The sequence below is a fragment of the Enterobacter chengduensis genome, assembly GCF_001984825.2.
Taxonomy (GTDB): domain Bacteria; phylum Pseudomonadota; class Gammaproteobacteria; order Enterobacterales; family Enterobacteriaceae; genus Enterobacter; species Enterobacter chengduensis.
Genome location: NZ_CP043318.1, coordinates 4,705,104 through 4,728,432, shown reverse-complemented (window position 1 = coordinate 4,728,432; position 23,329 = coordinate 4,705,104). Strand labels below are relative to the sequence as shown.

General features: G+C 58.7%; 14 protein-coding genes. 11 read left to right on the top strand and 3 right to left on the bottom strand.

Annotated features, from left to right (window positions below):
- Positions 1 to 81 precede the first annotated feature (81 nt).
- Positions 82 to 675, bottom strand: coding sequence for an NAAT family transporter YhgN (gene yhgN / locus FY206_RS22930; RefSeq protein ID WP_003861574.1), 594 nt, complete (start codon positions 673 to 675; stop codon positions 82 to 84).
- A 177-nt stretch (positions 676 to 852) separates the two neighbouring features.
- Between yhgN and asd the strand changes: the two genes are divergently transcribed.
- The 6 genes from asd to glgP all read left to right on the top strand — a co-directional run bounded on the left by asd (position 853) and on the right by glgP (position 11,574).
- A complete protein-coding gene (asd, locus tag FY206_RS22925; RefSeq protein ID WP_032644592.1) occupies positions 853 to 1,956 on the top strand; it encodes an aspartate-semialdehyde dehydrogenase in 1,104 nt (367 codons plus the stop codon).
- 249 nt (positions 1,957 to 2,205) lie between these two features.
- The gene (glgB, locus tag FY206_RS22920) at positions 2,206 to 4,392 is read left to right on the top strand and encodes a 1,4-alpha-glucan branching enzyme (RefSeq protein WP_032644650.1); all 2,187 of its coding nucleotides are present in this window, start codon (positions 2,206 to 2,208) and stop codon (positions 4,390 to 4,392) included.
- Entirely contained in the window at positions 4,389 to 6,362 is a 1,974-nt protein-coding gene (glgX, locus tag FY206_RS22915; RefSeq protein WP_032644591.1) for a glycogen debranching protein GlgX, read from the top strand. The genes glgB and glgX overlap by 4 nt, the downstream gene beginning before the upstream one ends.
- A 17-nt stretch (positions 6,363 to 6,379) precedes the next feature.
- Positions 6,380 to 7,675: a glucose-1-phosphate adenylyltransferase gene (gene glgC, locus FY206_RS22910; protein WP_032644590.1), complete on the top strand. Its 1,296-nt coding sequence runs from the start codon at positions 6,380 to 6,382 to the stop codon at positions 7,673 to 7,675.
- Complete coding sequence (gene glgA, locus FY206_RS22905) at positions 7,675 to 9,108, top strand: glycogen synthase GlgA (RefSeq protein ID WP_032644589.1); 1,434 nt, start codon at positions 7,675 to 7,677, stop codon at positions 9,106 to 9,108. The genes glgC and glgA overlap by 1 nt, the downstream gene beginning before the upstream one ends.
- Positions 9,109 to 9,126: 18 nt before the next feature.
- A complete protein-coding gene (glgP, locus tag FY206_RS22900) occupies positions 9,127 to 11,574 on the top strand; it encodes a glycogen phosphorylase (protein WP_032644588.1) in 2,448 nt (815 codons plus the stop codon).
- A gap of 86 nt (positions 11,575 to 11,660) precedes the next feature.
- On the opposite strand, the gene glpD is transcribed toward glgP, so the two are convergent.
- Entirely contained in the window at positions 11,661 to 13,169 is a 1,509-nt protein-coding gene (gene glpD, locus FY206_RS22895; protein ID WP_032644587.1) for a glycerol-3-phosphate dehydrogenase, read from the bottom strand.
- A gap of 302 nt (positions 13,170 to 13,471) precedes the next feature.
- Between glpD and glpE the strand changes: the two genes are divergently transcribed.
- Genes glpE through FY206_RS22880 form a run of 3 tightly spaced genes read left to right on the top strand, consistent with a single transcriptional unit; the run spans position 13,472 to position 15,457 of the window.
- A complete protein-coding gene (glpE, locus tag FY206_RS22890) occupies positions 13,472 to 13,804 on the top strand; it encodes a thiosulfate sulfurtransferase GlpE (protein ID WP_008503062.1) in 333 nt (110 codons plus the stop codon).
- 47 nt (positions 13,805 to 13,851) lie between these two features.
- Positions 13,852 to 14,682: a rhomboid family intramembrane serine protease GlpG gene (glpG, locus tag FY206_RS22885; RefSeq protein ID WP_032644586.1), complete on the top strand. Its 831-nt coding sequence runs from the start codon at positions 13,852 to 13,854 to the stop codon at positions 14,680 to 14,682.
- 16 nt (positions 14,683 to 14,698) lie between these two features.
- Positions 14,699 to 15,457: a DeoR/GlpR family transcriptional regulator gene (locus FY206_RS22880; protein WP_008503060.1), complete on the top strand. Its 759-nt coding sequence runs from the start codon at positions 14,699 to 14,701 to the stop codon at positions 15,455 to 15,457.
- Positions 15,458 to 15,519: 62 nt separating this feature from the next.
- Here FY206_RS22880 and malT read toward each other — a convergent pair whose 3' ends face one another.
- The gene (gene malT / locus FY206_RS22875) at positions 15,520 to 18,225 is read right to left on the bottom strand and encodes an HTH-type transcriptional regulator MalT (protein WP_032644585.1); all 2,706 of its coding nucleotides are present in this window, start codon (positions 18,223 to 18,225) and stop codon (positions 15,520 to 15,522) included.
- A 585-nt stretch (positions 18,226 to 18,810) separates the two neighbouring features.
- On the opposite strand from malT, the gene malP reads away from it, so the two are divergent.
- Positions 18,811 to 21,204 carry a maltodextrin phosphorylase gene (malP, locus tag FY206_RS22870; protein WP_032644584.1) on the top strand — a complete coding sequence of 798 codons (2,394 nt, stop codon included), beginning with the start codon at positions 18,811 to 18,813 and terminating at the stop codon, positions 21,202 to 21,204.
- 9 nt (positions 21,205 to 21,213) lie between these two features.
- Entirely contained in the window at positions 21,214 to 23,295 is a 2,082-nt protein-coding gene (gene malQ / locus FY206_RS22865) for a 4-alpha-glucanotransferase (RefSeq protein ID WP_032644583.1), read from the top strand.
- The last annotated feature ends 34 nt before the right edge of the window (positions 23,296 to 23,329 follow it).

The following is a 23,329-nucleotide window of genomic DNA, read 5'->3' as shown; positions in this document are numbered from 1 at the left end:
GCTGCTCACCCCGGCCCTCTCCCACGGGGAGAGGGAGAAAACACTAAAAACGGCAATCTTTGATTGCCGTTTTGCGTTTACCTAGCCTTTCATCCACGCGCGGATCCCGTCCAGGAACATCTGCGTCGCCATCATCACCAGAATCAGCCCCATCAGGCGTTCCAGCGCGTTCACCCCTTTCTCGCCCAGCAGGCGCAGGAACAGCGAAGACTGCAGCAGGATAATAAACGTCCCGCCCCAGGCGATCAGTAGGGCAATCACCAGGTGGCTCATCTGGTTCGGATACTGATGCGAAAGCAGCATCAGGGTGGCCAGAATGGTCGGCCCCGCGACGAGGGGAATCGCCAGCGGCACGATAAACGGCTCTTCACCCGCGGGCAGGCCGCTGCTGCTGCCTTCCGCGCTCGGGAAAATCATCTTAATGGCAATCAGGAACAGAATGATCCCGCCGGAAATCGACACGGTTTCAGCGCGCAGGTTCAGGAACGCGAGAATTTTTTCACCTGCAAACAGGAAGATAAACATCACCAGCAGGGCGATGAGCAGCTCGCGGATCATGATCGCCCGGCGGCGCTTCGGCTCGGTGTGCTTTAGCACCGACATGAAGATAGGCAGGTTACCCAGGGGATCCATAATCAGGATCAATAAAACCGCGGCGGAAATGATTTCACTCATGTAAATTATCCCTGAACATCTCTATGGTTATTATGATAATTAGCTGTATTACTGATTGCCGGGCAATCATCGATTAATTTCGCTTGCGACTTTGGCAGCATTTTGTAATGTGAAGCATATCCCAGTTCAATACTGGCTTGCACAATCAGCACACACCCTCAGCAGGAAAAAAATGCTATGAAAAACGTTGGTTTTATCGGCTGGCGCGGTATGGTCGGCTCTGTACTCATGCAACGCATGGTTGAAGAGCGCGACTTCGACGCTATCCGCCCGGTCTTCTTCTCCACTTCTCAGCTTGGCCAGGCTGCTCCGTCCTTTGGTGGTACCACAGGCACGTTGCAGGATGCTTACGATCTGGAAGCGCTGAAGGCACTCGACATTATTGTGACGTGCCAGGGCGGCGATTATACCAACGAAATCTATCCAAAGCTGCGTGAAAGCGGCTGGCAGGGCTACTGGATTGACGCGGCCTCATCGCTGCGCATGAAGGACGATGCCATTATCATTCTCGACCCGGTGAACCAGGGGGTTATCACCGACGCTCTGAACAGCGGCGTGAAAACCTTTGTCGGCGGTAACTGCACCGTCAGCCTGATGCTGATGTCCCTCGGCGGCCTGTTCGCGCAGGATCTGGTTGAATGGGTCTCCGTGGCGACCTACCAGGCCGCATCCGGCGGCGGCGCGCGCCACATGCGCGAGCTGCTGACCCAGATGGGCCAGCTGCATAACAGCGTCGCGACCGAGCTGGCAAACCCGGCCTCCGCAATCCTGGACATCGAGCGTAAAGTCACCGATTTGACCCGCAGCGGCGCGCTGCCGGTGGATAACTTTGGCGTACCGCTGGCCGGCGGCCTGATCCCGTGGATCGACAAACAGCTGGATAACGGCCAGACCCGCGAAGAGTGGAAGGGCCAGGCTGAGACCAACAAAATCCTCAATACCGCGAACACCATTCCGGTTGACGGTCTGTGCGTACGTATCGGCGCGCTGCGCTGCCACAGCCAGGCCTTCACCATTAAACTGAAAAAAGATGTGTCTATTCCGACCGTGGAAGAGCTGCTGGCCGCGCACAATCCGTGGGCGAAAGTGGTACCAAACGATCGCGACATCACCATGCGCGAGCTGACCCCGGCTGCCGTGACCGGCACGCTGACCACGCCGGTTGGCCGCCTGCGCAAGCTGAACATGGGGCCGGAGTACCTCTCCGCGTTCACCGTCGGCGACCAGCTTCTGTGGGGCGCCGCCGAGCCGCTGCGCCGCATGCTGCGCCAGCTGGCGTAATAATTTGTTAACGACCGGGGGTGATTTTCACCCCCTTTTTTTGCGTACTACATGGAGTAACGCGCGTATGCCTTATTTTTTATCAGGAGTCATCTAGAGCGTTGGCTATGCTTTAAGGAAGAGTCATTTCTTACCTGAGGTTCGAACGGAACAGAATGGATGCACATTTTTGTGCTGTCCCGTTCAGGTCACATTAAAAGTCGTCCCGGAGCGCTTAAAAAGGACGACATAAAAAACAGGATGAATACCATGTCCGATCGTGTGGATAGAGACGTGATTAATGCGCTTATTGCGGGTCATTTTGCCGACCCCTTTTCCGTGCTGGGGATGCACCGTACAGAGGCTGGGCTGGAAGTTCGGGCACTGTTACCGGATGCCACGGAAGTCTGGGTGATTGAACCCAAAACCGGCCGCAAGGTCGGTAATCTTGAATGCCTCGATTCCCGTGGCTTCTTCTCGGGCGTGATGCCCCGCCGTAAAAACCCTTTTCGCTATCAGCTCGCCGTTCTCTGGCACGGCCAGCAAAACCTGATTGACGATCCTTACAGCTTTGGCCCTCTGCTGAAGGAGATGGATGCCTGGCTGCTCTCCGAAGGAACGCATCTTCGCCCTTATGAAACGCTGGGTGCCCATGCCGATACCATGGACGGCATTACCGGCACGCGGTTCTCCGTGTGGGCGCCTAACGCCCAGCGCGTCTCCGTGGTCGGCCAGTTCAACTACTGGGACGGTCGCCGCCACCCGATGCGCCTGCGTCGGGAAACCGGCATTTGGGAGCTGTTTATCCCCGGGGCGCACTACGGGCAGCTGTATAAATTCGAGATGATCGACGCCCACGGCAAGCTGCGCATTAAAGCCGACCCGTATGCCTTCGAGGCGCAGATGCGCCCGGACACGGCGTCGCTGATTTGCGGCCTGCCGGAGAAGGTGGTCCAGACGGAAGAGCGTAAACAGGCCAACCGTTTTGATGCCCCCATCTCCGTCTATGAAGTGCATCTCGGCTCCTGGCGTCGCCACACCGATAACAACTTCTGGCTCAGCTACCGGGAGCTTGCCGACCAGCTGGTGCCGTACGCCAAATGGATGGGTTTTACCCACCTTGAGCTGCTGCCGGTCAACGAGCATCCGTTCGACGGCAGCTGGGGCTACCAGCCCACCGGTCTTTATGCGCCGACCCGCCGCTTCGGCACGCGCGATGACTTCCGCTATTTTATTGATGCCGCGCACGCCGCCGGGCTGAGCGTCATCCTCGACTGGGTGCCGGGCCATTTCCCGGCGGATGATTTCGCGCTGGCAGAGTTTGACGGCACAAAGCTGTACGAGCACAGCGACCCGCGCGAAGGCTATCACCAGGACTGGAACACGCTGATCTACAACTACGGTCGGCGTGAGGTTGCAAACTACCTGGTCGGGAACGCCCTGTACTGGATCGAGCGCTTCGGCATTGATGCCCTGCGCGTGGATGCGGTGGCGTCGATGATTTACCGCGACTACAGCCGCAAAGAGGGCGAGTGGATCCCGAACGAATTTGGCGGCCGCGAAAACCTGGAAGCGATTGAGTTCCTGCGTAACACCAACCGCATTATTGGCGAGCAGGTTGAGGGCGCGGTGACAATGGCGGAAGAGTCGACCGACTTTGCCGGCGTCTCCCGTCCACCGTCAATGGGCGGTCTGGGCTTCTGGTACAAGTGGAACCTCGGCTGGATGCACGACACGCTCGACTACATGAAGCTGGATCCGGTTCACCGCAAGTATCATCACGATAAGCTGACGTTCGGGATACTCTACAACTACACCGAAAACTTCATGCTGCCGCTGTCGCACGATGAAGTGGTGCACGGCAAAAAGTCGATTCTCGACCGCATGCCGGGCGACGCGTGGCAGAAGTTTGCCAACCTGCGCGCCTACTACGGCTGGCTGTTTGCCTTTCCGGGTAAAAAGCTGCTGTTTATGGGCAACGAGTTCGCGCAGGGGCGAGAGTGGAACCACGACACCAGCCTCGACTGGCATCTGCTGGAAGGCGGCGACAACTGGCACCACGGCGTGCAGCGCCTGGTGCGCGACCTGAACCTGACCTATCGCCACCACAAGGCGCTGCACGAGCTCGACTTCGATCCGTACGGCTTTGAGTGGCTGGTGGTGGACGACCGCGAGCGTTCGGTGTTTGTCTTCGTGCGACGTGACAAGGCGGGTAACGAGATCATCGTCGCCAGCAACTTTACGCCGGTGCCGCGTGAACACTACCGCTTCGGCATCAATCAGCCGGGCAAGTGGCGCGAAATCCTCAATACCGACTCGATGCACTACCACGGCAGCAACGCCGGTAACGGCGGGCTGGTGCAGAGCGACGTCATCGAAAGCCACGGGCGGCCAAACTCCCTGAGCCTGACGCTGCCGCCGCTTGCCACCATCTGGCTGATGCGGGAGGGCGAATGACGCAGCTTACGGCAGGTCATCCCGAACCGCTCGGCGCGCGCTTTGACGGAAAGGGGGTCAATTTCACCCTCTTTTCCGCTCACGCTGAGCGGGTAGAGCTTTGCGTGTTTGATGGGGAAGGTAACGAGCACCGTTACGATCTCCCCGCGCGCACGGGGGATACCTGGCACGGCTATCTGGCCGGAGGACGGCCAGGCATGCACTATGGCTTTCGCGTACACGGCCCGTGGGAACCGGCGCAGGGTCACTGGTTTAACCCGGCGAAGCTGCTGATTGACCCGTGCGCGCACCGCGTCGATGGCGAGTTTAAAGACGACCCGCTCTTCCACGTGGGCTACGGCGAGCCCGACCACCGCGACAGCGCGCCCGTCGTGCCCAAAAGCGTGGTGGTGAACGATCTGTACGACTGGGAAGACGATGCTCCGCCGCGCACGCCGTGGGGCAATACCGTCATTTATGAAGCCCACGTCAAAGGGCTGACCTGGCTGCACCCGTCTATCCCTAAGGAGATGCGCGGCACCTATAAGGCGCTCGGGCATCCCACCATGATCGCCTACCTGAAACACCTCGGCATCACCGCCCTTGAACTGCTCCCCGTCGCCCATTTTGCCAGCGAACCGCGCCTGCAGCGGCTCGGGCTGAGCAACTACTGGGGCTATAACCCGCTGGGGATGTTCGCGCTCGAACCGCGCTATGCCGTACATCCGGAAAAGGCGCGGGAGGAGTTCCGCGATGCGGTAAAGGCGCTCCACGCGGCGGGCATTGAGGTCATTCTGGACGTGGTGCTGAACCACAGCGCTGAAAGCGATCTCGACGGCCCGACGCTCTCCATGCGCGGAATTGATAACCGTAGCTATTATTGGATCAGGCAGGATGGTGATTATGAGAACTGGACCGGCTGCGGCAACACGCTCAACCTCAGCCATCCGGCGGTCACGCATTTTGCTTATGAATGCCTGAAATACTGGGTAGAGACGTTCCACGTCGACGGTTTTCGTTTCGACCTGGCGCCGGTGATGGGGCGCACGCCAGCGTTCAGCCAGCAGGCGCCGCTGTTTGAGGCGATAAAAAACTGTCCGGTGCTCTCGCAGGTGAAGCTCATCGCGGAGCCGTGGGACATTGGAGAAGGTGGATATCAGGTCGGGAATTTCCCGCCGCTGTTTGCCGAGTGGAACGACCACTATCGCGATGCCGCGCGCCGCTTCTGGCTGGAACGGAATCTGCCGCTAGGGGAATTCGCCGGGCGCTTTGCCGCGTCCAGCGATCTCTTTAAGCGCGACGGCAAACGCCCGTCGGCCACCGTTAATCTGGTGACGGCGCACGACGGTTTTACGCTCAGGGACTGCGTTTGTTTCAATCAGAAACACAATGAGGCAAACGGCGAAGAGAATCGCGATGGGACTAACAATAACCATAGCTTTAACCATGGTATAGAAGGGTTAGGCGGAAGTCTGGATGTGATAGAGCGGCGACGCGCCAGCGTCCATGCGCTGCTGACCACGCTTTTATTGTCGCAGGGCACGCCGATGCTGCTGGCGGGCGATGAGCACGGTCACAGCCAGCACGGCAACAACAACGCCTATTGCCAGGATAACACCCTGACCTGGCTTGACTGGGGGGAGGCCAACAGCGGGTTGATCCATTTCACCGCCGCGCTGATCCACCTCCGCCAGCAGATCCCCGCCCTTACCGCCGATCGCTGGTGGGAAGAGGGGGACGGCAACGTTCGCTGGCTGAATAAAGACGCGCAACCGTTAAGCGCGCAAGAGTGGCAACACGGCGTCCCACGCCTGCAAATCCTGCTGTCGGATAAATGGCTGGTCACGCTGAACGCGACGGATGACGTCGCAGAGATTGTTTTACCTGACGGGGAGTGGCGCGCCGTTCCCCCCTTTGCCGGAGCGGATAATCCGGTAGTAATGGCTGTCTGGCACGGGCCTGCGCACGGAGTGTGCGTATTCCAAAGATGATAAAAAAGGAGTTAGTCATGGTTAGATTAGAGAAGAACGATCCCTTAATGTTGGCACGCCAGCTACCCTTAAAAACGGTTGCCCTGATACTTGCGGGCGGGCGTGGTACCCGCCTGAAAGATTTGACCATCAAGCGCGCCAAACCGGCCGTTCACTTTGGTGGTAAGTTCCGTATCATCGATTTTGCCCTCTCCAACTGCCTGAACTCGGGCATTCGCCGCATTGGCGTCATTACGCAGTATCAGTCGCACACCCTGGTGCAGCATATTCAGCGCGGCTGGTCATTCTTCAGCGAGGAGATGAACGAGTTTGTCGATCTCCTGCCTGCTCAGCAGCGCGTTCACGGCGAGAACTGGTATCGCGGGACGGCGGATGCGGTGACCCAGAACCTCGACATCATTCGTCGCTATAGCGCGGAATACATTGTCATCCTCGCCGGGGACCACATCTACAAGCAAGATTACTCCCACATGCTGATCGACCATGTCGAAAAAGGGGCGCGCTGCACCGTGGCGTGTCTGCCGGTGCCCGTTGCCGAGGCGACGGCGTTTGGCGTGATGCACGTGGATGCCGACGATAAAATCATCGACTTCGTTGAAAAACCGGCGAACCCGCCAACCATGCCGGGCGATGACACCAAATCGCTCGCCAGCATGGGGATCTATGTCTTTGATGCAGATTATCTTTATGAGCTGCTGGAAGAAGACGACAAAGACGAAAACTCCAGCCACGACTTTGGCAAAGATATCATCCCGAAAATCACCCAGGCTGGCATGGCATATGCACATCCTTTCCCGCTGTCCTGCGTGCAGTCCGATCCGAACGCGGAGCCTTACTGGCGCGACGTGGGCACGCTGGAAGCGTACTGGAAAGCGAACCTCGACCTGGCGTCGGTCACGCCTGAGCTGGATATGTACGACCAGAACTGGCCGATTCGAACCCATATGGAATCCCTGCCGCCGGCCAAGTTCGTGCAGGATCGCTCCGGCAGCCACGGCATGACGCTGAACTCGCTGGTGTCCGGCGGGTGCATTATCTCCGGTTCGGTGGTGGTGCAGTCGGTGCTGTTCCCGCGCGTGCGGATAAATTCATTCTGTAATATCGATTCGGCAGTGTTATTGCCGGATGTCTGGGTAGGGCGCTCGTGTCGTCTGCGTCGTTGCGTGATCGACCGCGCCTGCGTCATCCCTGAGGGGATGGTCATCGGTGAAAACGCGGAAGAAGACGCGCGTCGTTTCTACCGTTCGGAAGAGGGGATCGTGTTAGTTACACGGGAAATGTTGCGGAAGCTGCAGATCAAACAGGAGCGATGATGCAGGTTTTACACGTATGTTCTGAGATGTTCCCGTTGTTAAAAACGGGCGGTCTGGCAGATGTTCTGGGTGCATTACCGGCAGCGCAAATCGCCGGAGGCGTGGATACCCGAGTCCTGCTGCCCGCCTTTCCGGATATCCGGCGCGGCATTCCTGATGCAAAGGTTGTGACCCGCCGTGAAACGTTTGCCGGACGCATTACCCTGCTGTTTGGACATTACAATGGCGTAGGGATTTACCTGATTGACGCGCCGCACCTGTACGACCGACCGGGCAGCCCGTATCACGATACGAACCTGTTCGCCTACACCGATAACGTGCTGCGCTTTGCGCTGCTCGGCTGGGTCGGCGCTGAAATGGCGACGGGGCTGGATCCGTTCTGGCGCCCGAACGTGGTGCACGCGCATGACTGGCACGCCGGGCTTGCCCCGGCGTATCTCGCCGCGCGCGGCCACCCGGCCAAATCGGTCTTCACCGTGCATAACCTGGCGTACCAGGGGATGTACTACGCGCACCATATGAATGACATCGATCTGCCATGGTCGTTCTATAACATGCACGGGCTGGAGTTCAACGGGCAGATCTCGTTCCTGAAAGCCGGGCTCTATTACGCCGATCACATCACGGCGGTCAGCCCAACCTATGCGCGAGAAATCACCCAGCCGGCGTTTGGCTACGGCATGGAAGGGTTGCTGCAGCAGCGCCATCGGGAAGGCCGCCTGTCGGGCATTCTGAACGGCGTGGATGAACAGATCTGGAGCCCGGAAACCGATCTCCTGCTGGCGGCGCGCTATGGCCGTGATTCCGTGGAAGACAAAGCGGAAAACAAACGCCAGCTGCAGATTGCGATGGGTCTGAAGGTTAACGACAAAGTGCCGCTGTTTGCGGTGGTCAGCCGCCTGACCAGCCAGAAAGGGCTGGATCTGGTGCTGGAGGCGCTGCCCGGTTTGCTGGAGCAGGGGGGACAGCTGGCGCTGCTTGGCGCGGGCGACCCGGTGCTGCAGGAAGGTTTCCTTGCCGCCGCCGCGGAACACCCGGGGCAGGTGGGCGTGCAGATTGGCTACCACGAGGCGTTCTCGCACCGCATCATGGGCGGCGCGGACGTCATCCTGGTGCCCAGCCGCTTCGAACCCTGCGGCCTGACGCAGCTTTACGGCCTGAAATACGGCACGCTGCCGTTGGTGCGCCGCACGGGCGGGCTGGCGGATACCGTATCCGACAGCTCTCTGGAAAACCTGGCGGACGGTATCGCCAGCGGGTTTGTCTTTGAGGACAGTAATGCCTGGTCGCTGCTTCGGGCGATTCGGCGTGCGTTCGTCTTGTGGTCCCGACCATCGCTCTGGCGTTACGTTCAGCGTCAGGCGATGTCCATGGACTTTAGCTGGCACGTCGCGGCGCAGTCGTACCGCGATCTCTATCAACGCTTGATGTAACGAGGCGAAGTTACTGATATGAACGCTCCATTTAGCTACTCTTCACCCACGCTCAGCGTTGAGGCGTTAAAGCACTCCATCGCCTACAAGCTGATGTTCACCATCGGGAAAGATCCGGTCATCGCCAACAAGCACGAGTGGCTGAACGCCACCCTGTTTGCGGTGCGCGACCGTTTAGTTGAACGCTGGCTGCGCTCAAACCGCGCCCAGCTCTCGCAGGAAACGCGTCAGGTTTACTACCTGTCGATGGAATTTTTGATTGGCCGCACGCTGTCCAACGCGCTGCTGTCGCTCGGCATTTACGACGACGTCAAAACCGCCCTGGAAGAGATGGGGCTGGATTTAGAAGAGCTGATTGACGAAGAGAACGACCCGGGCCTCGGCAACGGCGGCCTGGGACGTCTTGCCGCCTGCTTCCTCGACTCGCTGGCGACGCTGGCGCTGCCGGGCCGCGGCTACGGCATTCGCTACGACTACGGCATGTTCAAGCAGAACATCGTCGACGGGCGGCAGAAAGAGTCCCCGGACTACTGGCTGGAGTACGGCAACCCGTGGGAGTTCAAGCGCCACAACACGCGCTACAAGGTGCGCTTTGGCGGGCGTATTCAGCAGGAAGGAAAAAAATCCCGCTGGGTGGAAACGGAAGAAATCCTGGCCGTGGCCTACGACCAGATCATCCCCGGCTATGACACCGACGCCACCAACACGCTGCGCCTGTGGAGCGCCCAGGCGAGTAGCGAAATTAACCTCGGTAAATTCAACCAGGGGGACTACTTTGCGGCAGTGGAAGATAAAAACCACTCCGAGAACGTCTCCCGCGTGCTGTATCCGGACGACTCGACCTACTCCGGCCGCGAGCTGCGCCTGCGTCAGGAGTATTTCCTCGTTTCGGCGACGATTCAGGACATCCTCAGCCGCCACCACCAGCTGCACAAAACCTACGCCAACCTGGCGGAGAAAACCGCGATCCACCTTAACGACACCCATCCGGTGCTCTCTATTCCCGAGCTGATGCGCCTGCTGATCGACGAGCATAAGTTCAGCTGGGATGACGCCTTTGAGGTGACCTGTCAGGTGTTCTCGTACACCAACCACACGCTGATGAGCGAGGCGCTGGAGACGTGGCCGGTGGATATGCTCGGCAAAATCCTGCCGCGCCATCTGCAGATTATCTTTGAGATTAACGACTACTTCCTCAAGACCCTGCAGGAGCAGTATCCGAACGATACCGGGCTGCTGAGCCGCGCGTCCATCATTGATGAATCGAACGGACGCCGCGTGCGCATGGCCTGGCTGGCGGTCGTCATCAGCCACAAGGTCAACGGCGTGTCCGGGCTCCACTCGAACCTGATGGTGCAGTCGCTGTTTGCGGACTTCGCGAAGATCTTCCCGACGCGGTTCTGCAACGTGACCAACGGCGTCACCCCGCGCCGCTGGCTGGCGCTGGCCAACCAGCCGCTCTCCGAGGTGCTGGACGAAAATATTGGCCGCACCTGGCGTACCGACCTGAGCCAGCTGAGCGAGCTGGAACAGCATATTGATTTCCCGACGGTGAACAAGGCCGTGCGCGAAGCCAAGCTGCTGAACAAAAAGCGTCTGGCGGTCTGGCTGGCGATGCACCTCAACGTGGTGGCAAACCCGAAAGCGCTGTTCGACGTGCAGATCAAACGCATCCACGAGTACAAGCGTCAGCTGATGAACGTGCTGCACGTGATCACCCATTACAACCGCATCAAGGCCGATCCGACGGCCGAATGGGTGCCGCGCGTGAAGATCTTCGCCGGCAAGGCGGCGTCGGCCTACTACATGGCGAAGCACATCATTCATCTCATCAACGACGTGGCGAAGGTGGTCAACCAGGATCCGGACATTGGCGACAAGCTGAAGGTGGTCTTCATTCCAAACTACAGCGTCAGCCTGGCGCAGCTGATCATCCCGGCGGCGGATCTCTCTGAGCAGATTTCCACGGCGGGGACGGAAGCGTCCGGCACCAGTAACATGAAGTTTGCCCTTAACGGCGCGCTGACCATCGGCACGCTTGACGGGGCGAACGTCGAGATGCTGGAGCACGTGGGCGAAGAAAATATCTTTATCTTCGGTAATACGACGGAAGAGGTGGAGGCGCTGCGCAGGAAAGGCTACTCGCCGCGTCAGTATTACGAAGAGGATGAAGAGTTGCGCCAGGTGCTGACGCAGATCGCGACCGGCGTGTTTAGCCCTGATGAACCGAGCCGCTATCGCGATCTGGTCGATTCGCTGATTAACTTTGGCGATCACTACCAGGTGCTGGCGGATTACCGCAGCTACGTGGACTGTCAGGACAAGGTGGACGAGCTGTATCGCCAGCCGGAGAAGTGGACCAGCGCCGCGATGTATAACATCGCCAATATGGGCTATTTCTCGTCAGACAGGACCATCAAGGAGTATGCCGATACGATCTGGCATATTGATCCGGTGAGGCTGTAAAAACAAAGCCCGGTGGCGCTGCGCTTACCGGGCCTACGGGATCGAGTAGGCCGGGTAAGGCGGAGCCGCCACCCGGCTTTTTTCAATTACGACGCCAACGACAGCTCACGCTTTCCCGCATTTTGCAGCAGCCACTGCGCCACGCGAGACTGCTGCTCGGCATTCAGCCACATCCCTTCTTTGGTGCGGCGCCAGATGGCGTCGTCCAGACGACGCACCCACTCGTGCTCCACCAGATAGCGCAGCTCGGCTTCGTACAGCTCGTGGCCGAAATGCTCGCCCAGATCCGCAATGTCCTTCGCCTCACCCAGGAACAGCTCGGTATTGCTGCCGTAGGTGCGGGCGTAGTGGCGCGCCATGCCTTCGGTGATGAACGGGAAGCGACGGCGCAGCTTCGCGGCGTAATCATCGCGGTTATCGCCGATATCACCGCCGGGCAGCACCGCACCCTTGGTCCATGCCGGGCCAATGCCTTTGTAGTACGGCGCCAGTTTTTCCAGCGCGTGCTCGGCCAGCTTGCGGTAGGTGGTAAGCTTGCCGCCAAATACCGACAGCAGCGGCGCCTGGCCGTCAACGTCGTGAATATCCAGCGTATAGTCGCGGGTAATCGCCTGCGGAGAGTCAGACTCGTCATCGCACAGCGGGCGCACGCCGGAGTAGGTCCAGACCACGTCGTCGCGCGACAGCTGTTTCTTAAAGTGCGCGTTATACACTTTGAGCAGGTAGTTCACTTCGCTCTCGTCGATCTCCACGCTTTTCGGATCGCCTTTGTACTCCACGTCGGTGGTGCCAACGATCGAGAATTCGTCCATCCACGGGATCACAAACACGATGCGCTTGTCTTCGTTCTGCAGAATGTAGGCCTGCTTCTGGGTATGCACGCGCGGTACCACGATGTGGCTGCCCTTGATCAGGCGGATGCCGTACGGTGAAGGCAGATGCATGCCGTCATCGAAGAACTGCTTCACCCACGGACCGGTGGCGTTCACCAGGCCGCGCGCTTTCCAGCTGAACTTCTCGCCGGTATCGATATCTTCCGCCTCGACAATCCACAGGCCGTTTTCACGACGGGCAGCGGTCGCGCGGGTGCGGGTTTTCACCTCGCCGCCTTTCTTCTCGACCATCTGCGCATTCGCCAGTACCAGACGCGCATCGTCCACCCAGCAGTCGGAATATTCGAATCCGCGCACGATTTCAGGCTTAAGGACCGATTCTGAGCCAAAACGCAACCCTTTCGAACCCGGGAGGCTGGTGCGCTTACCCAGATGATCGTACATAAACAGACCAATTCGGATCATCCACGCCGGACGCAGGTGCGGGCGATGGGGCAGGCGGAAGCGCATCGGAATCGCCAGATGCGGGGCCATTTTGAGCAGCACTTCACGTTCGGCCAGCGCTTCGCTAACCAGGCGGAATTCGTAGTGTTCCAGGTAGCGCAGGCCACCGTGAATCAGCTTGGAGCTGGCGGACGACGTCGCGCAGGCGAGATCGTTAGCTTCCAGCATCAGTACGGATAAACCGCGTCCTGCGGCATCGACCGCAATACCGGCACCGTTGATGCCACCGCCTATCACAATCAGATCTTTGGTTTCCATAACACCCTCATGCACTTTCGTTAAAGCTCAGAAATGTTCGATATCGCTCATAATAGCAAAGGAACGCGCTTTTGGTAACATCAAAAAAACAATTTAGAGTGATATGGATAACATAATGGCGTTTACCCGCCGCCAGGACGTACACTACGGGGTAAAATAGTGCGGTCTGATGCCCTTTCCCCTCACCCTAACCCTCTCCCCAGAGGGGCGAGGGAATGGTTTGCTCCCTCTCCCTTATAGGGAGAGGGCTGGGGTGAGGGTCAGCAAGCCGCATAAAATCTGAATAACAGAAAGAGAACACCATGGATCAGTTTGAATGTATTAACGTAGAAGAAGCCCACCAGAAGATGCACCAGGGAAAAGCGGTGCTGGTGGACATCCGCGATCCGCAGAGTTTTGCGATGGGCCATACGCCGGGCGCGTTTCATCTCACCAACGACACGCTGGGCGCGTTTATGCGCGATAACGACTTCGACACGCCGGTCATGGTCATGTGCTACCACGGCAACAGCAGCAAAGGCGCGGCGCAGTATCTGCTCCAGCAGGGTTATGACGCGGTTTACAGCGTCGACGGCGGCTTCGATGCCTGGCATCGTCATTTCCCGGCGGAAGTGGAATACGCGTTTGAGCGCTAATCCCGCTATACTGTCCCCTTTTGTGTGGAAATAAGCGACCGCTGCCCATGTTGATGATCACCTCTTTTACCAACCCGCGCGTCGCCCAGGCGTTTGTCGACTATATGGCGACGCAGGGCGTTATTCTGACTATTCAGCAACATACGCAGACCGACGTCTGGCTGGCCGATGAGAGCCAGGCCGGGCGGGTAAACGAGGAGCTGGCGCGTTTTCTTGAGAACCCTGGCGACCCTCGCTATCTGGCGGCAAGCTGGCAGTCTGGCCAGACGGGCAGCGGACTGCACTACAGCCGCTTTCCCTTCCTTGCCACTATTCGCGAACGCGCGGGCCCGTTTACGCTGCTGCTGATGGCGGCCTGCATTATCGTCTTCATTATTATGAACGTGGTGGGCGACCAGAGCGTGATGATTGCCCTGGCCTGGCCCTATGACCCGTCTCTTGAGTTTGACGTCTGGCGCTACTTTACCCACGCGCTGATGCACTTCTCGGTGATGCATATCCTCTTTAACCTGCTGTGGTGGTGGTATCTCGGCGGCGCCGTTGAAAAGCGCCTGGGCAGCGGCAAGCTGATCGTTATCACCATTATCAGCGCCCTGCTGAGCGGCTACGTACAGCACAAGTTTAGCGGGCCGTGGTTCGGCGGGCTGTCGGGCGTCGTGTATGCCCTGATGGGCTACGTCTGGCTTCGTGGGGAGCGCGATCCGGAAAGCGGCATCTATCTGCAGCGCGGATTAATAACCTTTGCGTTAATATGGCTAATTGCCGGATGGTTTGATCTGTTTGGTATGTCTATCGCCAACGGTGCGCACGTCGCCGGGCTGGCCGTGGGGCTGGCGATGGCCTTTGCCGACACGCTCCATGCGCGAAAACGAACATAATTCTCAGGGATAATTGATGAAACAAACACAACGTCATGACGCCATTATCGAGCTGGTTAAAAAACAGGGATACGTCAGCACCGAAGAGCTGGTCGAGCAGTTTGCCGTCAGCCCGCAAACCATCCGTCGTGACCTGAACGACCTGGCCGATCAGAACCGTATTCTTCGCCACCACGGCGGGGCGGCGCTGCCGTCCAGTTCGGTCAACACCTCCTGGCACGACCGTAAAGCCACGCAGACGGCGGAGAAAGAACGCATTGCCCGTAAAGTGGCAAGCCAGATCCCCAACGGGGCGACGCTGTTTATTGATATCGGCACCACGCCGGAAGCGGTCGCCCATGCCCTGCTGGATCACGAGAACCTGCGCGTGGTGACCAACAACCTGAACGTCGCCAACACCCTGATGCAGAAAGACGATTTCCGCATCATCCTCGCGGGCGGCGAGCTGCGCAGCCGCGACGGCGGGATTATCGGCGAAGCGACCCTCGATTTTATCTCTCAGTTCCGCCTCGACTTCGGCATTCTGGGGATCAGCGGCATCGACAGCGACGGCTCGCTGCTGGAGTTTGATTACCACGAGGTGCGCACCAAGCGCGCGATCATTGAAAACTCACGCCACGTGATGCTGGTGGTGGACCATTCGAAGTTTGGCCGTAACGCGATGGTGAACATGGGAAGCATCAGCATGGTGGATGCGGTCTATACCGACGTGATGCCGCCAGCGGGCGTGATGCAGGTGATTAAGGATAATAATTTGCAGTTAGAGTTGTGTTGAAAAGCCGTTCTCCCTCTCCCTGTGGGAGAGGGCCGGGGTGAGGGCATCAGGCCGCACAAAACCTAAACGCCGTACCCCATCATCTTCAATAATTGCTGCGCATGCTGCACCGCGTCCTGACGATGCGCCACGCCCAGCTTCTGGTACAGGTTGCGGATATGCGTTTTGATGGTGGTCGCCGCCACCGCCAGCTCGCCGGCAATCTGCTCGTTGCTGTAGCCGGAATAGATCAGCCCCAGCACCTGCCATTCTCGCTGGGTGAGCGGGCTGGTGCGGATAAGCTCCGGCACTTCCGGATGGTTCAGCAGACGTTCAACAAAGTTCTCATCAAAATGCGCGAACTTGTGCCGATGGTGCTGGTTAATCTCGCGCAAAATACGCTGGGCGCGATGCTGATCCAGCTCCGGCAGCGTGTTGAGCTGAATAAGCTGGCGCAGCTGCTGCGCCATCACTTCACCCTCAATCACAAAGTGGCTGATAAACCCGGTGCGGTTCGCCAGCTGCAGCGCTTCCAGCAGCACGCGCTGGGCGTCGTTTTTACGACCCGCCTGCCAGTAAAGCTGGTTAAGCAGCAGCAGGTTGCGGTTCAGGTCGCTCATCAGGCGCAGGCTGCGCGCGTTCTCGTTCAGCTCTTCCAGCACGATCTCCGCGGGCTCTAATTCGCCGAGCAGGATCTGCGCGCGGGCAATGTTGCGCCACTGGCTCTGCAGGAAGTGGTTGTTCGCAAATTCCGGTTTTGGGGTCTGACGCAGCCAGTTGGCGGCGGATTTTTTATCGCCGGTCATCTGCCAGTAAATCACCCGGACCTTATCGGCGTTTGACACCCAGTCGCTGTGATACTGACCGTTGCCGAGCAGGTTTTCCAGGCGGTTAAGATGGTTTCGGGCGTTATCGAGATCGCCGCGCGCCAGCGAGCACTGCACCAGCAGCGCCAGACACTGCAGCTGCTGCTGGGGCTGGAAGCTCGACAGCACGTCCACACCCTGGCGGGCGCAGCTTTCTGCTTCATCCAGACGCGACCACGCCCACAGCAGCTGAGCGCGAATACGCAACAGGAACTCGTGCATCGGCAGCTGTTCCAGATGCTGCTCACGAATCAGCTGAAACGCTTTCTCCTGGTTTTCCCACGCGGCCTGCAGGAACCCCTGCGCGAATAAAATCTCGCTCTGCTGGATCAGGCTCCACAGCGCGTAGTGCCAGACGTCATGACGACGCGCCATCTGTTCGGTTTGCTGCATGAGTGAAAGCGAACGCGTGAGGTCGCCTTTGCAGTGCAGCACTTCACCATGCACCGAGGTCGCCACGATGCGGCTGTAGAAGTTAGCCAGCGGCAGTTCAGCCAGCGCGACCATCGCCAGCCGTTCCGCTTCTTCCGGATCGCCATCGTTAATGGCCACCTGAGCACGCAGGGCGTTGAACTCGCCGTGCAGGGTGGTATCCATTTCGCTTTCCATCTCCTGCTCGGCGCGCGCCAGCAGGGTATTCACTTCGCTGTAGCGATGCTGGCTTTGCATCAGCCAGGCCTGCAGCAGCACCAGACGCGGGTTCTCCAGCAGGCTTTCCCACGGCAGGGCTTTGAGGGACTCTTCCAGCAGCGTCAGTTCGCTGTGGTTAAACAGGCCCCAGGCATGATTGAGGAGGATATCGCGCAGCATGCTGGCATCACCGGCGGCCAGCGCGTGGTGGATGGCCTCGCTCGGGAAGCCTTGCGCCATCCAGCTTTCGGCGGCGGCGCGGTGAATTTCCGGGAGTTCAACCGCCAGCTCCCACTGACAGCGCTGGCGCAGGAAACTGCCAAACAGCGGGTGATAGCTAAACCACTCGCCCGGATCGTCCATGCGCGTCAGGAACAGGCCCTGACGTTCAATCTCTTCCAGCTGCAGCTGGCCGTTTTCACAGCCCGTCACCCGCACGATCAGCGCGTCGTTCATGGAGCGCAGCAGGGAGCTTTTCAGCAGGAAATTACGCGTTGAAGGATCGACGCTGTCGAGCACCTCGTCCACCAGGTAGTCAGAAAGGTGGCTGGCGTTGATGCCTGCCAGACGGCGCGCCGACTGATGCGCCGGACTGTTGTTTTGCCGGGCAGAGAGGGCGATGAGCTGCAGCGCGGTGGCCCAGCCGGCAACGTCGTCACACAGACGGCTGCTTTCGGCGGCCTCGATCGGCGAGGTCAGGCGGCAGTCGAAGAACTGTTTCGCTTCCTGATGGGTAAAGGCCAGCTGCTGGCTGCCGATTTCCAGAAGCTGATCGCGCACGCGCAGGTTGGCAATACCCAGCTGCGGCAGGTTGCGTGACAGCACCACCAGCGTCAGGTTTTCCGGCTGATGGCGCAGGAAGAAACGCATCGATTCATGGATCACCGGGTTCGTAATGAGATGGTAATCATCAATCACCACGTAAAGCGGGCGATGCCATTCGGCCAGTTCGATGAACAGCTGAGAGAAAAGGGAGGACAGGCTGGCGTACTGGCGCTTTTGCACCATCACCTCACTGGCGACGCAGTGTCCATGGGTGGCTTGCTGTATTGCGGCAATCAGATAGCTGGCAAAACGTTCTTGCTGATTATCTCCCTCATCAAGAGAGTACCAGCCAAGATCGCTCTTACCTGCGGCCCATTGCGAAATGAGCGTTGTTTTTCCATAACCTGCAGGGCTCGTAACCAGCGCCAGTCGGAAATTATGCGCGCCGGAAAGTTTAGCCAGCAGACGCTCGCGGACCACTGTATGGTCAAGACGAACCGGGCGACTTAATTTAGACGGAATCAACATAGGTTTCACTTCACTGTGGGGAACGAGAGATTTTATTTTTTTTGCGCTTCGTAATTAATGGGTATAAGTTCGGCCAATAAGTTAACTATTGCAAGTTATGTCTGGATTTGGTGGCTGTGAATTTGCACTCTGTCACAAAACATTCAGGCTGAGAATGGAACTTTCTGGAAAGGTGTTTGATGCCCCGTCAATGCTGGCTTGTATGGCTGCGTTGCGGCTGCGCTGAAACTGGTTTCAGGAAGGGATAGTGACGTCAAATTTAATATACTGCCGGTAAAGTTAAGAGAGATGAATAATCTCCTTAGCGATTACCCTATTGCAGAAATATTATTCTGCGTAAGTAATTATTTCGGAGGGTTTTAATTTCACCCGAAACCGTATTTCATTTTTTTGACATTCTCCTCGGTTACTTTTTTCTCTTCACCGCACACTCGCACTATGCTCTGAGAGTGGCCTCGATCACACTTTTATGCTCATCCCCGCTACTCCTCCCTGTCTAATCCCCCACGGGATGAGGAAGAGGGGAAATGAGCCAGGCACACTAGCGCCAACTTGTGTTTTCTTTCTAAAGGATGCCGATCCCCTATGTCACAGCCTACCTTCAACAAAGCTCAATTCCAGGCTGCCCTGACGCGTCAGTGGCAGCGTTTTGGCCTTCATGCTGCAACCGAAATGACGCCTCACCAGTGGTGGCAGGCAGTGAGCGGTGCGCTCGCAGAACAGCTGGATGCTCAGCCTTTGGCAAAGCCGGTGAAGAACCAGCGTCATGTAAACTACATTTCAATGGAGTTCCTGATTGGCCGTCTGACGGGCAACAACCTGTTGAACCTCGGCTGGTACCAGGAGGTTGGCGACGTTCTTAAAGAACACGACATTAACCTGACCGATCTGCTCGAAGAAGAGATTGACCCGGCGCTGGGCAACGGCGGTCTGGGACGTCTGGCGGCCTGCTTCCTGGACTCCATGGCGACCGTCGGCCAGTCGGCGATCGGCTACGGCCTGAACTACCAGTACGGCCTGTTCCGCCAGTCCTTCGCTGACGGCCATCAGATGGAAGCGCCGGACGACTGGCATCGCAATACCTATCCGTGGTTCCGCCACAACGCGCAGCTGGATGTTCAGGTGGGCATTGGCGGGAAAGTGACGAAACAAGGTCTCTGGGAACCGGCGTTCACCATTACCGGCGAAGCCTGGGATCTGCCGGTGCTTGGCTACCGTAACGGCGTGGCGCAGCCGCTGCGTCTGTGGCAGGCGAAGCACGCGCATCCGTTTAACCTGACCAAATTCAACGACGGCGATTTCCTGCGTGCCGAGCAGCAGGGCATCGACGCCGAGAAGCTGACCAAAGTCCTCTACCCGAACGACAACCACCTGGCCGGTAAAAAGCTGCGCCTGATGCAGCAGTACTTCCAGTGCGCCTGCTCCGTGGCGGACATCCTGCGTCGTCATCACCTGGCGGACCGCAAGCTGGCGCAGCTGCCGGACTTCGAGGTGATTCAGCTCAACGACACGCACCCGACCATCGCCATTCCTGAACTGCTGCGCGTGCTGATCGACGAGCATCAGCTGGCCTGGGACGACGCCTGGGCCATCACCAGCCGCACCTTCGCCTACACCAACCACACCCTGATGCCGGAAGCGCTCGAGTGCTGGGACGAGAAGCTGGTGAAAGCGCTGCTGCCGCGCCACATGCAGATCATCAACAAGATTAACGACAAGTTTAAAAAGCAGGTGGATAAAACCTGGCCGGGCAACAAGGCGGTCTGGGCGAAGCTTGCGGTGGTGCACGATAAGCAGGTGCGCATGGCGAACATGTGCGTGGTGAGCGGCTTTGCGGTGAACGGCGTCGCGGCCCTGCACTCGGATCTGGTCGTCAAAGATCTGTTCCCGGAATATCACCAGCTGTGGCCGACCAAATTCCACAACGTGACCAACGGCATCACGCCGCGTCGCTGGATCAAGCAGTGCAACCCGCTGCTGGCCGGCCTGCTGGATAAGACCCTGAAGAAAGAGTGGGCCAACGATCTGGACCAGCTCATCAACCTGGAAAAATACGCCGACGACGCGAAGTTCCGCGAGCAGTACCGTGCCATCAAGCTGGAGAACAAGGTTCGCCTGGCGGCGTTCGTGAAGGCACGCACCGGGATTGATATCAGCCCGAATGCGATTTTCGATATCCAGATCAAACGCCTGCACGAGTACAAACGTCAGCACCTGAACCTGCTGCACATTCTGGCGCTGTACAAAGAGATCCGCGAGAACCCGCAGGCAGACCGCGTGCCGCGCGTGTTCCTGTTCGGGGCGAAAGCGGCGCCGGGCTACTACCTGGCGAAAAACATCATCCTCGCCATTAATAAAGTGGCGGCAGCGATTAACAGCGATCCGAAAGTGGGCGACAAGCTGAAGGTGGTGTTCCTGCCGGATTACTGCGTCTCGGCGGCGGAAATGCTGATCCCGGCGGCGGATATCTCCGAGCAGATTTCGACGGCCGGAAAAGAAGCGTCCGGCACCGGCAACATGAAGCTGGCGCTTAACGGCGCGCTGACCGTCGGCACGCTCGACGGAGCCAACGTCGAAATCGCCGAGAAGGTCGGTGAAGAGAATATCTTTATCTTCGGCCATACCGTGGAAGAGGTGAAGGCCATTAAGGCCAAAGGCTACGACCCGGTGAAATGGCGTAAGAAAGACAAGGTGCTGGATGCGGTGCTGAAAGAGCTGGAAAGCGGAAAATACAGCGACGGCGACAAGCACGCGTTTGACCAGATGCTGCACAGCATGGACAAGCACGGCGGTGACCCGTATCTGGTGATGGCGGACTTCACGGCCTACGTGGAAGCGCAAAAGCAGGTCGACGTGCTGTATCGCGACCAGGAAGCGTGGACCCGGGCGTGCATCCTGAGCACCGCCCGCTGCGGTATGTTCAGCTCTGACCGCTCAATCCGTGATTATCAGGCTCGTATCTGGCAGGCAAAACGCTAAGGAAGCGCGATGGAGAGTAAACGTCTGGACAGTGCCGCGCAGGCGGCGGGGATCAGCCTCAGTTACATTAATGCTCACGGCAAACCACAGTCTATTGGCGCCGACACCAAAAGACGTTTGCTGGATGCTATGCACAAAACCGACGCGAAAGCGTCGGCTGCACCGGTGCCGACCGTGAAGGTATTCACCGCAGGCAAAAAGATGGCGCTCGCGGTGGAGGGGCGCGGCGAGTTTAGCTGGCTGCTCACCGCTGAAGAGGGGCATCAGCACAAAGGCCACGCCACCGGCGGCAAAACGTTTACCCTTCCGGCGAAGCTGCCGGAGGGCTATCACAGCCTGACGCTCACCCAGGGCGAAGAGCGTTTTCACTGCCGGATTATCGTCGCGCCAAAACGCTGCTACGAGCCGCAGGCGCTGCTCGAAGGCAAAAAGCTGTGGGGCGCCTGCGTGCAGCTCTACACGCTGCGCTCCGACAGCAACTGGGGCATCGGCGACTTTGGCGATCTGAAGAACATGCTGGCCTCCGTGGGCGAGCGCGGCGGGGCGTTTATCGGCCTCAACCCGATCCACGCCCTCTATCCGGCGAACCCGGAAAGCGCCAGCCCGTACAGCCCGTCCTCCCGCCGCTGGCTGAACGTGATTTATATCGACGTTAACGCGTTAGATGACTTCAAAAACAGCAAAGAGGCGCAGGCCTGGTGGACGCTCAGCACCACGCAGCAGGCGCTGAAGCAGGCGCGCGAAGCCGACTGGGTGGACTATTCCACCGTCACGGCGCTGAAAATGGCGGCGCTGCGTCTGGCGTGGAAAGGCTTTTCGCAGCGTGACGACGAGCAGATGTCGGCCTTCCGCGAATTTGTGATGCAGGAGGGGGAAAGCCTCTACTGGCAGGCGGCGTTCGATGCGCTGCACGCGTATCAGGTGAAAGAGGATGAAATGCGCTGGGGCTGGCCGGTCTGGCCTGAAGCGTATCAATCCGTCGATACGCCCGAAGTGAAGTCGTTTTGTGAAAAACATGCCGATGAAGTGGACTTCTACCTGTGGCTGCAGTGGCTGGCGTACAGCCAGTTTGCCGCCTGCTGGCAGGTGAGCCAGGGCTATAAGATGCCGATCGGCCTGTATCGCGATCTGGCCGTGGGCGTAGCGGAAGGCGGCGCGGAAACCTGGTGCGACCGTGAGCTTTATTGCCTGAAGGCCTCCGTGGGGGCGCCGCCGGATATTCTTGGCCCGCTGGGCCAGAACTGGGGCCTGCCGCCGATGGATCCGCACGTTATGGCGGCACGCGCCTACGAGCCGTTTATCGACCTGCTGCGTGCGAACATGCAGAACTGCGGCGCGCTGCGTATCGACCACGTGATGTCCGTGCTGCGCCTGTGGTGGATCCCGTACGGTGAAACGGCCGATCGCGGGGCGTACGTGCAGTATCCGGTTGACGATCTGCTGTCGATCCTTGCCCTGGAAAGCAAGCGCCATCGGTGCATGGTGATCGGTGAAGATCTCGGGACCGTGCCGGTGGAAATCGTCAGCAAGCTCCGCGACAGCGGCGTCTACTCCTATAAAGTGCTCTATTTTGAAAACGACCATGAGAAAACCTTCCGCGCGCCGCAAGCGTACCCTGAACAGTCAATGGCAGTCGCGACGACGCATGACCTTCCTACGCTTCGTGGCTATTGGGAAAGCGGCGATCTGACGCTCGGCAAAACGCTGGGCCTCTATCCTGATGAAGAGGTGCTGCGCGGCCTGTATCAGGACCGCGAGCTCTCCAAACAGGGGCTGCTGGATGCGCTGCACAAGCAGGGCTGTCTGCCGAAACGTGCCGGGCATAAGGCGTCATTGATGTCGATGACCGCCACCCTCAATCGGGGCCTGCAGCGCTACATTGCCGACAGCAACAGCGCCCTGCTGGGCCTGCAGCCGGAAGACTGGATTGATATGGCGGAGCCGGTGAACATTCCGGGCACCAGCTATCAGTACAAGAACTGGCGTCGCAAGCTGTCCACCACGCTTGAGAAGATGTTTGCCGATGACGGGGTGAACAGGCTGATTAAGGATTTGGATAAGCGCAGAAGGGCGGTGGGTAAGAAGCGATAAATCACACCCCTCACCCCAACCCCTCTCCCCATAG